The organism is Acidovorax sp. GW823-FHT01C06, from assembly GCF_058798375.1.
In genome coordinates, this window is sequence record NZ_JBXAKN010000001.1 from 727,816 (window position 1) to 740,925 (window position 13,110).

Below are 13,110 nucleotides of genomic sequence, written 5' to 3' on the forward strand. Positions count from 1 at the left end.
CATGCGCCCCTTTTTTTGGAATAGAGAGGGCTATCTGGCTGGGGGCCCAAAAAAACGGGGCGCCTCGCTCCAGAAATGCCAGGCGGCACTGTCAGAGGCGATCGCCTGGTCCAGATGTCCAAAAATGGCCTGAGCGAGTGTGGCGATGTCTTCATGGACACCCAACGGACTAATCTTCAGAAACCTCTGCCCGGTGGTGAAATCCAGTCCCGTCACATAAACACTGACTGGCACCCCCTTTTCGACGGCAATCCTCATCAGCCCCTTGGGCACATGCGTTTGGATGCCCAGCAGCCGCACAGGAATGCTGGCGGCCACCTGGTCCGACGGAACATCAATGGCCGCCATGACCTGTTCGCCGCTGCGCAGGGCGCGAAGCACCGGGGCCAGGCTGGCTGATACATCGAGGGTAGGGCCTTGCAGTGCTTTGGCCACCATGCGCGTGCGGCGCCGGGCGTACCAATGGAGGATGGGGCGACCGGCGAATTGTGTTCCTTCCAGCGCGGCCACCAGCGCATGGGCGCGCATACCATTCGCTCCCGCATGCTTGAGCCCCCACATGCCAGCACCCCAGTGGAAGGTGCAGAAAATCCCTGCCTCCGATGGCGCTGGCCACGTGCCCTGAACCTGCAGGTGGCGGTGCATCCATTTGCCCGACCGGGTTTGCGCCAAATACAGATCCGCATGGTCCACGAGCGTGAGCAATCTGCGGCGCAGGAGCCACTGCCCCTGGCTTGCATCGGGGACATGTCCCCGCGCATGGGCTTCCTGCAGCGCCTTTTCGCAGGCGTCACGGTAGAGCCATGGACTGCGCGCGGCGATGAAGCGGAACACGCGAAAGCAGAAGGACCACGGCAGGAGTGCCGCCAGCCCAGGCAACAGGACCAGTTCAAGGGCGTCGCGCACCTGCGTGCGCATGCGGGACATCAGTTCAACCCCAGGCAAGGCTCACTCCCATTGGTGGGGAAGCCGAACCAGGCCCGGTGTGCTCAGCGCATAGCTGTGCCGGAAGTTCGCGCAGTGAAGCCATTGCTCGTAGACCGCCAAACCCCGCGAATCGAAAAGAAACGCACTCACCACGTATTCTCCGGTGTGCAGCGGCAGTTCCGTGAAGCGGACGCACGCCTGCCAAACATCATTTCCAAGGTGTGTCGGCGTGGCTCCGTCGTTGAGCGTGCCCACCGACGTGATCCCGGCGCCATGGGCTTGCTCGAGCATGATGCCGAACTGGGGCTGTTCGCCGGGCAGCGACCGCGCTGTGATCCTGATCACCAGATCGGGCGACTGGAGCCGGGGTGCGAGGCCGTCTCCCAGGTCTTGCAGGTTTTCGATGTCCACCGACACAATGCCCGCGGAGCCTGCTGGGACCTTGTGGCCCTCGGCCGTGGCTGGCGTGGATGCCGCCGTTGCAGCAGCCGCGCTTCGCCCCGCCTGGTCCTTGGCCCGCACATGGACCTCGTATGCCGATAGCACAGTCTCCGTGTCCCCGAACGCGCGTTGCGTGCCGCGATCAAGCCAGAGCGTCACGTCGCAAAGCTGGCGGATGTGATAGAGGCTGTGGGAGCAAAACAGGATGGTGCAGCCACTGTCGCGAAACGAGGCAATGCGCTCGATGCACTTCTTTTGGAAATGCTGGTCTCCCACCGCCAGCGCCTCGTCGATGATCAGCAGGTCGGGCTCCAGAGCCGTCACCAGCGCGAAGGCGAGGCGCACGGTCATGCCCGAAGAGTAGGTCTTGACGGGCCGGTCGATCGCTTCGCCAAGCTCCGAGAACTCGATGATGCCGGCCTCCAGCGCGCGCATGTCCGATGGAGAGATGCCGATCAGGCTGGCGCCGAAATACAGGTTGTCCCGCCCCGTGAAGTCAGGATGAAAACCTGTGCCCAACTCCAGAATGGCCGTGATGCGGCCAGAGCACACCACCCGCCCGGTGGAGGGCTGCAAGGTGCCCGCGATCAGCTTCAGCAACGAGCTCTTTCCCGCGCCGTTGTCGCCCACCACGCCCAGGCATTGCCCCCTGCCCAGGGTGAACGACACGTCGCGCAGTGCCCAGTGGCTGCGGTGGCGCGCGCCGCCTCCCAGGAGGGATTTCAGCCTGTCCTTGGGGGCGTCGTACAGCTTGTATTCCTTGCCCACATGGTCCGCGTGCAGCACAAGGCCGCCCCGGACTTCAAGATTCGCCGTCATAGCCAGTCCACCAATTGGTCACGGCTGCGGCGCAGCAGCACGGTCAGGATCAAGGCGCTGCCCGCGCACCAGCAGAGCAATGCCCACCACGTGCGGGCATCCGGCCAGGCGCCTTGCAGGAGCACTGCCTGGTAGCCCAGCACCAGCGAAGTCATGGGGTTGAGCCACAACACCCATCGCCATGGTTCGGGGAACATGTCCAGTGGAAAGAGGATCGGGCTCAGGAAGATGCCGATGGAAAGGGCAAAGCCGACGATCTGGACTGTGTCACGCAATGCCGCCGCGAAGATCGCCAGCACATACCCCAGCAGCAAGCTCAGCAAGAACTGCATTCCCACCAGCACTGGCAGTGCAACGAGCGCGAGCGGGAACTGGTGCTGAGGTCCGTAAGCCAGTGCCAGGCCGATCAGCAAAGGGCCATGCACCAGCATGCTGGCTGACACCGACCGGGCAGGGAAGAGCACGGGAGGCAGTGCGTTCTTTTGCAGTACGCCCCCAGCCTCCACCAGGCTGGACATGCCGCGCGACACCGAGTCGCAAAAGGCCATCCAGGGGAGCGCGCCCACCACCAGATACGCGCCGACGGCCCGCGTAGGCGCATTCTCCCCCAGTCGCATGGCGAAGACGACGTCAAAGACAACGTAGTAGGCCGCCACCATGAGCAGCGGCTGGATGTAGGCCCAGACGACGCCTGCCGCCGTGCCGGCGTACCGGGCTGCAATTTCCCGGCGGGTCATGACCCACCAGAGCGTGCGCATGCGCCACAACGCCAGACATTCGGCAGCAAGAATTTTCATGGATCAATCCCCCGCGGGGGCGTTTCGAGAGCGCGGAGGATTACTTGCGGGCGGCCTTCTGGGCGTCGATGAACGCTTGCAGGGCGGTTTCATCACCCTTGGCGTTCCCGCGCAGCGTGTCCACATGCTTCTGGCGGTTTTCCTTTTGCATCTTGCCGATGGCCTCGGCGCGCAGTTGCTCCCGGACTTCCTCGAAGGTTCGTGGTCCCGCGGGCTTGCGGCCATCGAGCCGGATGATGTGATAGCCGAAATCGCTGGTCACGATGCCGCTCATGTCGCCCGGCTTTTGCAGCGCTTCCACGGCGTCCTCGAAGGGTTTGACCATGCGTCCCTTGGCGAACCAGCCCAGATCGCCGCCCTTGGCCGCGCTGCCCGGGTCTTGCGAATTGGCCTTGGCCAGATCCTCGAACTTGGCGCCGCCCTTGATGTCAGCCAGCAGCTTCTCGGCCTTGGCCAGATTCTCAGGGGTCTTGCCCTGGATAAGGATGTGGCTCGCGCGCGTCTCCGCAGGGGCTTCAAAGCGCTTGGGCTCGGCCTTGTAGGTCACGCGCGCATAGGTGTCCAGCGCATCGCTGGAGAGGGCGGTTTCCTTGTCACGTTCGAGCAACAGGGCTTCGGCCAGAACGTTCTCGCGGGCGGCCTGGAGCTTGTACTGCACCACCGGGTCCTTGGCGATGGCGGGGTTCTTCTCGGCCTGCAGCGCTGTGGCGCGGCGCAGGTAGATGTTGTCGACCAGCACGCGCATTTGTTCGGGCGATGCCAGCAGCTTGTTCTGGACTTCCGAGGGCATGCGCTGCATGTCGGCCAGCAGGTCGTCCGTGGTGATGGCCACGTTGGCCCCTTGCATCAACACCTTGCCTGGGGTGGACTGGCTGAACGCCGGCATGGCAATCATTGCTGCGCAGAAAGTGAAGGCTGCCGCGCGCAGGAAGGCGGCGCGGGATGTGATGGAAGAGGTTTTGGAAAGCTTCATTCGAGGATGTTGGAGGGTTACAAACAAGGTGGCGGTATGTTGCGGCCATGCCGTGCCAGCCGGTGGGCAATCGATCACGGTTGCGCATGTACGCATCAGGCGGTAACGGCATGGCTGCTTCAACCGCCCTGCGGCAGCCGGGGCCGGCCAGCGTCCCAATTTTTAGACGAAAAAAAGGCGGGGAAATTCCCCGCCTTTTCAGAACTCTGCAAAAGCAGATTCAATGGCTGTTGCCAGCTTCCAATTAAGGAGCAGGACGAGCCGTACGGTGGTTCCAGGTACCACCCAGGTTCACGCCCTTGGCCTTGGCAGCAGCGTAGCCCACGATTGGCAGGCCGACGCCGGTTGCGCCGCCCGTGCCGATACGCAGCCAGCCGTTGGCGTAGCCAGCGTTGATGCCAGACGTAGCGATCTTGGCGCCCAGCACGGGGGTGCCGAAGGTCAGAACGCTGGTTTCGCCGCAGAACTTCAGAGCGACGTCAGGAGAAATCACGAACGTGGTCTTCGTGTTTTCTTCACGGTCGAAACCGCGCATCGTGCCGCCAGGCGTCACGCAAGCTTGCGAACCGTCCGTATTCAGCGCCGTGTTGGCGGCGGTGAAGTGGTCGTTCACGCCAGCATTGAACAGCAGGCGGGAGCTAACAGCTGCTGCGTAGTTCAGAGCGACTGCGTAGCGGCGGGTAGGCATAGAGAACACCCAGTCCGTTGCGAAGTCAGCCACGCCACCGGTCAGGTACTCGTTGATCACCGAAGTGGTGGCCAGCGCGCCAGCCAGAGCTTCAGCTTGAGCAGCCGTGCCAGCTGCATCAACGGTGCCACCTGCGTAAGGCGTGGACAGATCAGGGAAGTCGTAGTTCGCGACGGACGTAGCGAAACCAGCGCTTTGCAGCAGTGGGTCAGCCGTGAAGCCTGCGACGCCACCAGCTGGCAGGGCAGGAGCATCTGCCGTTTGTGGGAAGAACACCAAGTTGCCAGCACCAGAAACGCCACCAGCAGTCACGTTTGCACGCACGGCCACGGCTTCACCGGAGAACGAAGCCTTGTCTGCCAGGTTCACGATGGTCCAGTTGGCGGTCAGGCCGCCAGTAGGCCACGAGTAGCCACGTGTCAGAGGATCGTTGGCACCGCCAGCAACCAGATCAAATTCCTGGGCGTTCATCACCGACTGCGTGCAAGGTGCCACGCCGTTCACGTGCTTGGTAGCCACGAACAGGGAGCCAGCCGTAGCAACAGGAGGAATGTCCGCCATGTTCAGGATTTCAACGTAGCCTTCGCGAGTCTGGGCGGCAGCAGCGCCTTGGACACGGCCCGTCTTGAACAGACCGCCCAGTGCCTTGATGTCGGCAGCGGAGGGCAGCGTGCAGCTGGTGTCGTTGGTAGCCAGCGACGACAGTTCGCCAGAGGCGGACACGTTGGCCGTCCACATGTCGCCAGGCGACAGGAAGATGGTGATGTCGAACACGTCGTCAGAGTTGGCAGCGCCACGGAAACGCAGCTTCACAGCCTTGCCGTTGGTCGTGTCGGTGTTCACCAGATTCAGCAGCGTGGCGTTGGTGCCTTGCGTGGTGAAGTAAGGCACGGTCAGGATGTGGCCAACACCGGTCACGGTGGGCTCAAGCACCGTAGCCGCAGTCACGCCAGGAGCAGCCACGCCGCCGGCGGCTGCGGTGTTCACGAAAACAGCTGCGTTGGCCGCGCCAGACAGGCCACCAACCATGGCAGCAATGCTCAGGGCGAGAAGATTTTTTCTCATGTATGAACTCCAGTTAAAAGTTGAAAGCGCAACTACCAAGATTGATTACGCTGCGTGATGGTAGCACAGCCGTTTCAGGGGACAACACCCGTGCTGTACTGTGCGAAACCGATGTTTGCAAAATACAACATCGACCACGTGCGGCGGTCTTTTTGGCTGGAATCCAGCCTGAAAACCGTCACCGGCTCGGGTGTCCGAAGTTTAGCGGAGCGGGTGCCGGGGCGGGGGGGGTTTACAACGCCCCTTGATCTAATAAGGGGCCAGGCGTGGTTTTTTTCACACTTCGGGTGGCAATTCAGGCCGGGGTTGCGCCAGAAGCACCTGCCGGTGCCCACCGTGGAGAGGTACCCGCTAACCAGGAATGTTGATTCTGGGGGCGGGATTCCCCTCCGCGCAGGGGCTGGCCGAATGCGCTATGCTGGGGGCTGCCCACGGTTTTGCCAGTGGGTGAAGTGCTGGCAGACATATTAAGTTAATTAATATTGGCGGGGACTCTGTTTGCTGCGCAGGATCCGCTTGTCCAGCGCGCGCCAGATGTCGGCCAGGGACGCCTTGCGATTGCGCTGGCTGGCGCGCCGCTGTGACCATGCGTGCCGCACGCCGCGCAGCGCGTGCAGCTTGGCCAGCATGCCCACCTTTCCCTGCCCCCGCGTGGCCAGCAGCAGTAAGCTGGCGATATTGGCCGCAATATGCAGGGGTAGAAACACCCAGAACATTATTCCGGGCATGTTCTTTATATAGGTCCAGACCATGTTGCGATGGCCGTGGTAGCTGGCGAAGTTGCTGCGCGCGCCTCCGCTGGTGGCGCTGCCGACGTGCGTGACCCAGGCCAGGGGCGCGTAGCGCGAGGCGTGGCCGGCCAGGCGAAGCCGAAAGCCCACGTCGACGTCTTCCATGTAGCAAAAGTAGCTTTCGTCGAAGCCGCCAATTTCGCGCAGTGCCTGGCGGCGGTAAAGGGCCGCAGCCGCGCAGGGGGCGAATATTTCGCCTTCGGTCAGGTGGGCTGCCTCCTGTGCCTGGCCATGCCCGTCTCGCCAAGCCATTCCGCTCAGGTGGTAGCAATCGCCGATGCCGTCGAGCAGGGAGGGGGTCTCGTGGCTGAGCTGGCGGGAGCCGAAGGATGCGGCCTCGGGATGGGCCCGCGCCACTTTCAGGAGTTGCTCGATCCAGTCTGGGGCTGCGAAGGCGTCGGGGTTCAGCAGCGCCACGTAGGGCGTGGTGGCTTGCTCCAGCGCGCGGTTGTTGCCGGCCGCGAACCCCAGGTTGGAGGGCATGCGCAGCACTGTGACGCGATCCCATTGCGGCAAGCGGGCAAGGGAGTCGTCGGAGCTTGCATTGTCAACGATGAAAACCCGGGCGGGAAGGGTGGTCTGCGCTTGAAGGTGGGCAACGCAGGTGGCCAGCATGCCGCCCCCATTCCAGTTGACGACGATGACCGTCACGCCTTCTCCGTCTGCTGGCGGAGCGGCCGGGGTGGCTGCTGCGGCCAGGCCTTCGGGCGGGCTCATCCGTGGTAAAGCTTTTGCCGCCCTGTGTCCGCATCGCGCTCGAAGACGCGACGGCGGCTGACGAAGCTGCAATGCAATGGTGTCTTGACGTGCCAGGAGTGCTGGGTCAACAGGAGGCAGGGATTGTGGTAGGGGTCGCCCAGTTCCAGGAACTCTTTCCAACGTGCCACGAAGGCGGCGGAATCTTTCGGATGTGGGTCTTCTCCGATGCTTTTGCCGCGTGTATAGGACTCATGGTGGATAAGAATGGCCGGGGGGCATTGCAGGATGCGCCAGCCTTTCTTCAGCACGCGCAGGCACAGGTCCACGTCGCCAAAGCCCACAGCAAGCCCTTCGTCCATGCCCTGGACGGCATCGAAGGCGTCCTTGCGGATCAGCAGGCAGGCCGCGGTGACTGCGGATATTTCGTGTGGAATGGCCAGCCTGCCCAGGTACCGGATGTCGGGCTTGTCGGGGTCGATCTTGAGGTACTTGCCATAGTGCTCCGCAATGCCGAAGGCGCCGACGCACACGCCGGCATGCTGCACGCTGCTGTGGTCCGGGTAGAGCAGTTCCGCGCCGACAATGCCCACCGAGGGGTCCTGGGCAAGTTCGAGCATTTGTTCAAGCCATCCCGGCTTGAGGGCCTCGATATCGTTGTTGCAAAGCAGGTAGTGGCTGTACGGCCGATCCAGCTGCGCGATGGCCCAGTTGTTGATGGACGAGAAGTTGAAGGGCCCTTCGTAGCGCAATACCTTGGCATTTCCGCCCAGCGTGGACAGGTAGGCGATGGTGTCGGGGTCGTCGGAGGCATGGTCGATGACCAAGATGTCGTAGGCGGCCTCCTGAACGGTGCTTCGGATGCTTTCCACGCACTGGCGCACCAGATCGCCGTGGTTCTTGGTCGGAATGATGATGGCGGTGCGCAGGCCATCCTGCAGAGGGTGCCGGGTCTTGAAGAAGTTGAAACCCGCCCCTACGCTCACTTGGCCCTGGATGCCGCTGCGCCCGAGGTGCTGCTGAAGGATGCGTGTGGAGGTCTCCATGACCACCGATGCCTTGTCGTGTCCCGAAGAGGTCGGGATGACGCGCCACAGGTACAGTATCTCGGGAAGGTGGACGATGACCTGCGATTTTTCGCTGGCCCTCAGGATGAGGTCGTAGTCCTGGGAGATGGTCAGCGTTTCGTCAAAACCGCCAATTTCCTTCAGCAGGCTGGTGCGGAACCCCACCAGATGCACGATGTAGGGGTGCCCCCGCAGGTACTCGGGTGAAAACGCGGGGCGGTGGGCGTGGTACAGCATTTCCTTGCCGTTCGCCGAAATCATCATTTCATCCGAGTACACCATGTCGGCCTGGTTGTGGATGACGGCTTCGGCAACACGGAAGATGGCTTGCGGTTCCAGCAGGTCATCATGGTCCAGGAACACGCAAAATGGCCCGGACGCCATTTGCAGCGCCTGGTTGGATGCGTGCGACACCCCCCGGTTCTCCGTGCCCAGGTGAAGTTTGATGCGCTCGTCGGCCGCCGCGAATTCCGCCAGTATCCGCTGGACGTGTGGCTTGCTGGAGCCATCGTCCGCGATGCACAGTTCCCAGTTCGGGTAGATCTGGGCTTGGACCGACCGAAGCATGGCCTTGAGCAGCGGGGCCGCCGTGTTGTAGGTGGGGACAATGACGGAGATCTTGACTGGCGCGCCCTTTTCCTGCAATTGCTTTTCGATCAGGGGCCTGACGTTGACATCGAACGCGTGTCGGTACATGCGCCAGGTGTCGCTGTTGACCTTAGGAGGAATGCTCAGCAGGGCGCCTTTGAGTTGCTGCAGCCCCCCCAGCCGCAACGAGGTGGTCAGGTGACGCAGGTTGCTGCGGAAGGCGGAAGGGGTCTGGAACAGGCGATACAGGCTGCGCGCCAGCAGCCATACCTTGCGCGGCATATTCTGCAAGGCGCTTACGGGAGAGGTCACTTTGAAAATACTCCGAAATTCTTGTTTCCCATGGCCTGGTGCCAGGGGGTTGCATGGGCGATGCTGATGGTTGGACGGTGGTGGCTCAGTGCCTGTTCAGTTCATTTGGCGTCGCGCAGATGCACGGCAGGGCGTTTGTCCATGGGTTTGCAATGAGCCGGCGCATGCATGGTCCACGGGGCGGGTGCCCCCGGCTCCCCGCCATGCCATGCGCCTCGCGGCGCAGCCAATCATGTCGGTTGCCCTTGCTCGCTGTCTTCAAGAAGACCAGGCGCAGGTTCCGCAGCGCGGGGGGCTGCTCGCTCTTCACGCAGGTAATCTTTCTCGTAGGACCAACCTTCTATTTTCGCATCCGCCATGTCGGCACTGTAACCAGGCGTGGCTGCGGGCCCCTGCCCCGTCTGGAAATGCCGGGTCCGAATGTCCGTAAAGAACAGTCTCCATTGGTGCGCCGATGTCTTCCAGGGCATCAACCACGTCCAGTGGCGGTACTGGAGCCGTTCGGAAAATGCGCCGATGTCCGGGGCGACGATGGGCACTCCGGCTTGCAGGCATGCGCTGAGGGTGTAGCTGTAGGTCTCTGGCCATTGCGCGGGAAACCACACGACGTCCGGCTTCAGGCGCCGCAGAAGATGAGGGAGGTCTTCGTCCTTGTACGCTCCGTGGATGGTCAGGCTGGCATGGGGCTGGGTTTTCAAGGCACGGTGCGCGTAGCCCACCAAATGAAACTCCAGCGGAGATTCGTGCTGGGCCGCCTCAATGGCGGTGGCTTCCAGCGTGTCTGCGCCCTTGAGCTCGCCCACCGCCCCCACCACCAGAATGCGCAGATGGGCATGCTGCGCAATGGCGTGTGGCGCTGGCTCGGGCAGCTGGGTACCGGGAGGCAGGTCGGTATGCGGCGCCAGCCTGATGCGTGCGCTCGGGAAGTACCTGGCGATCCTGCGCCCGGCGTCGAGGCTCGGCGTGAGTACGTTGCGTGCACCGGACAGGAACAGCTTGTGCCGCAGCCTCCATTCCTCGATGGTTTCCTGGGTGGGGGTGGGCCGCTCCTTCAGGCAGGCGGTGCACTGAGCAATCCCGGCCTCCCCGCAGTAGGCATGCTGCATGTCCGCCATGGCGATCTGGGGGCATGCCGTGTAGTAGTCATGCACGGTGAAGTCGTATGGCACGCCCAGCCGTTGGGGGATCTTCATCATCTGCGGGTCCAGCCCCAACAGATGGTGAAAATGAACATGGTCGATGTGGATGATCTTCAGAAACTCCAGCAGCTGATCGGACTGTGTGGGCCAGTGGTAGGTCCGCTGCATGGATTCGTCCTCCGCAAGCCAATGCAGCCGGACATGATGGCCTTCCAGAGGCATCAGCAAGATGGTTGCCGCCGTGTCTTTGAGGTGAGCGGCAAGCTCCTTGACGTGGCGCAGGGTTCCTCCGCCCAGCGAGTGAACTACCGCCAGGATCCGCGGAAGGGGGACAGCCTGCAGCCGCGCCAGGTCCACGGCTTCCCGAAACGGGCGCGCAGGGTCTGAAGCAACAAAGGCCTGCACCGCCGGCTCGTATTCAGGGTGCAGGCGCCTGAGGGTTTCCATGGCCGCCAGTTCGCGCGGGGCTTTGGTCTGGCCAAAGCTGATGCCGCCCGTGTGCAGCACAAAGGTGTCCAGCGCGTGCAGATTTCGCCAGCCCGTCTTGGCCGCCCGGATGCAAAAATCGTTCTCTTCGCCGTAGCCCTTGCCATAGTTCTCGATGTCGAACATGCCGACCTGTGACAGGCAGTCGCGGCGTATGTACAGGCAGAAGCCTACGCCGGTGGGGATGTCGAGAACGGCGCCGGTATTCACGGATGCGAAAACCGCGTCAAGCTGGCCGGTGGTGTACCCCGGAGGGAGCGGGTTGCCGGCGCAGAAGAGTGGGTAGCTGCAAATGGTGGCGTTGTTGGAAAAAGGCGTTACCGTGGCGACGTTGGGGGCCGAATACGCCGCTGCGCGGAGGCGGTCCAGCCAATTGCCTGCCACCTCAGTGTCGCTATTGAGCAAAAGGACGTCATGAGAGTCGTTCAGCGCCATTCCTCTGTTGACCGTTCCGACGAAGCCCAGGTTGCTTTCGTTCTCCAGCAATTCAATGCGGGGCTCGGACGCAGCCTTTGTCCTGAGCCAGGCGGTGAGCTCGGGCTCAGGGCTGTGGTCGTTGATGACGATCAGGCGCAATGGGGTTTCGTTGGCGCTCGCCAGCACCGACTCCAGACATCGCTGGGTGTCTGCCAGTCCTCGGTACACCGGGATCACGATGTCCACCGCAACGGCCGGAAGCGCCCCCACCTCTGGCTGCGGGGCGGGGGCCTCTTGCGGTGTGGATTCGGCCGGAGGCGGGGCTGGCGTAACTTCGCGCTCCGGCTCGGGGGGCCGGGTGTCCGGCGAAGGCGGGCTGATGCCCCGGCCGAGAAGGCGGTCGACCCGCATCTTTGCCCGCACGACGGGACGGGTCGCACGGTAGGCGGTGGATGTCTCTATGCGCTGCACATGGTCCTGCAGCCGCGCATACAGCGCCAGCAGCTGGGCATGCTGTTCCTGCAAAGGTATCGTGCGTGTAAATTCCTCTTCAAAATGCCTGGCCGCAGCTGCCGCGGCCTCGGCGTCTCCTTGCCATTTGGCCAACGCATGTTCCAAATGGGCAATTTGTTCGCTCAGTGTGCGCGTGGCGGACGAAAGGGCAAGATAGTCTGCCGACATGGGCCAGCCCAGGTCCGCCTCCAGTCGCGAGCCGTCGGTTTGCATGCATTGCGCCAGCGCGAAGGGGGGGATGGGGAGCTTTATCCAGGGGTCGTCGCCGTACAGGAGGAGGAGTGCTGCGTCCGAGACCGTGGCCATGGGCACGTTCCACGTGATCTGATCCTGCGGTGCCTGCCGCAGCGCCTGCGATGTGTCGGTGCTGGCGGCCCATTCCCAGCGAACGGCCCCGTCGGAATCCCGCAATCGAAGGCCATACACATGCAGAAAGCCGGGGCGGTCCGCGGGGTCCAGGCGCAGCTCGGTGATATTGCCGCCAGGCAGGTCGAACGTCAGCGTTTGCCGCCCGTTGCCCATGGATCCCCGGGCTGTGATTTTTTCTTCTTCGTCGTAGGCGCCTTCGCGGCCCAGGTAAAGCTGTGCAGTGAACAGCGCCTGTGCTTCGGGCTCAAAGCTTGAAAGCGGCAGGGGGAGGGAGGGGGTGACTTGTGATGGGCGCGCGGTTCCAATGAACTGATAGGCCAACGCATCCGGCGTGGCCAGAAGATAGCGTGCAACCGCAGGTGGCAGCTGGTCGAAGGCGACATCAAATTCTGAGTCGGGCACTTGGCGCGCGATGGCTTCCAGCGGCTCCAGTGCCCACTGGTGGTCGGTCATGAAACGGGAGAGCGACCTGCGTGTGAAGAACCGGACGTGCGTGCTGTCCAGCAAGCCTTCGTCACGATATTTGAATTCGCCCTGCATCAATTCCGCCACCAGCCCGCAGTAAGCGGCATTGGGAACGGACAGCAAGAGTTTCCCTTGTGGCCGCAACAGTTGCCGGCACGCCAGAAGCACGCGTTCTGGTTGCCGCAGGTGTTCCAGGACGTCCGCGCACACTATGACGTCATAGCCCTGGCTTTGAAAAAGCGCCGTCAGGTCGGCGGTTTCCAGGTTGGCGACCTCAACCCGCCGGTAGTGCACCCCGGCATGTGCGGCTTCGGCCGGGCTCAGCGTCACGCCATCCGTTTCGCAACCGCTGTTTTGCTTGAGATACTCGCCAAGGGCACCACTGCCGCAGCCAAGATCCAGCACGGTGGAGCGAGGCGGGATGTGGCTCGCAAGGACGGACAGCGATGTTTTTTCGTGGGCATGGATGCTGCGGAGATAAACGTGCAGCTCCGTATTTGGATGCGTCATTTCAGAATTATGACGGGAGGGATTGGGACGCCGGGGCAGTTTTGCGG

At 62.8% G+C, this 13,110-nt stretch carries 8 protein-coding genes; all 8 read right to left on the reverse strand.

The window, feature by feature from the left end; all coding sequences use genetic code 11:
- Positions 1-30 precede the first annotated feature (30 nt).
- The 8 genes from AC1RCS_RS03340 to AC1RCS_RS03375 all read right to left on the reverse strand — a co-directional run bounded on the left by AC1RCS_RS03340 (position 31) and on the right by AC1RCS_RS03375 (position 13,063).
- A complete protein-coding gene (locus AC1RCS_RS03340; protein WP_492244286.1) occupies positions 31-945 on the reverse strand; it encodes a lysophospholipid acyltransferase family protein in 915 nt (304 codons plus the stop codon).
- Positions 946-948: 3 nt separating this feature from the next.
- A complete protein-coding gene (locus tag AC1RCS_RS03345; protein ID WP_492244287.1) occupies positions 949-2,187 on the reverse strand; it encodes an ABC transporter ATP-binding protein in 1,239 nt (412 codons plus the stop codon).
- A complete protein-coding gene (locus AC1RCS_RS03350) occupies positions 2,184-2,984 on the reverse strand; it encodes an ABC transporter permease (protein ID WP_492244288.1) in 801 nt (266 codons plus the stop codon). The genes AC1RCS_RS03345 and AC1RCS_RS03350 overlap by 4 nt, the downstream gene beginning before the upstream one ends.
- A 40-nt stretch (positions 2,985-3,024) precedes the next feature.
- On the reverse strand, positions 3,025-3,957 hold the full coding sequence (locus AC1RCS_RS03355) for a peptidylprolyl isomerase (RefSeq protein ID WP_492244289.1): 933 nt from the start codon (positions 3,955-3,957) through the stop codon (positions 3,025-3,027).
- Between the two features lie 244 nt (positions 3,958-4,201).
- Positions 4,202-5,710 (reverse strand): cell surface protein, encoded by a 1,509-nt coding sequence (locus AC1RCS_RS03360; RefSeq protein ID WP_492244290.1) that lies wholly within the window; start codon positions 5,708-5,710, stop codon positions 4,202-4,204.
- Between the two features lie 476 nt (positions 5,711-6,186).
- Positions 6,187-7,218 carry a glycosyltransferase family 2 protein gene (locus tag AC1RCS_RS03365; RefSeq protein ID WP_492244291.1) on the reverse strand — a complete coding sequence of 344 codons (1,032 nt, stop codon included), beginning with the start codon at positions 7,216-7,218 and terminating at the stop codon, positions 6,187-6,189.
- Positions 7,215-9,164 (reverse strand): glycosyltransferase family 2 protein, encoded by a 1,950-nt coding sequence (locus AC1RCS_RS03370; protein WP_492255510.1) that lies wholly within the window; start codon positions 9,162-9,164, stop codon positions 7,215-7,217. Before AC1RCS_RS03370 ends, AC1RCS_RS03365 begins: the two co-directional genes overlap by 4 nt.
- A gap of 230 nt (positions 9,165-9,394) precedes the next feature.
- Complete coding sequence (locus AC1RCS_RS03375; protein ID WP_492244292.1) at positions 9,395-13,063, reverse strand: methyltransferase domain-containing protein; 3,669 nt, start codon at positions 13,061-13,063, stop codon at positions 9,395-9,397.
- Positions 13,064-13,110: the final 47 nt, after the last annotated feature.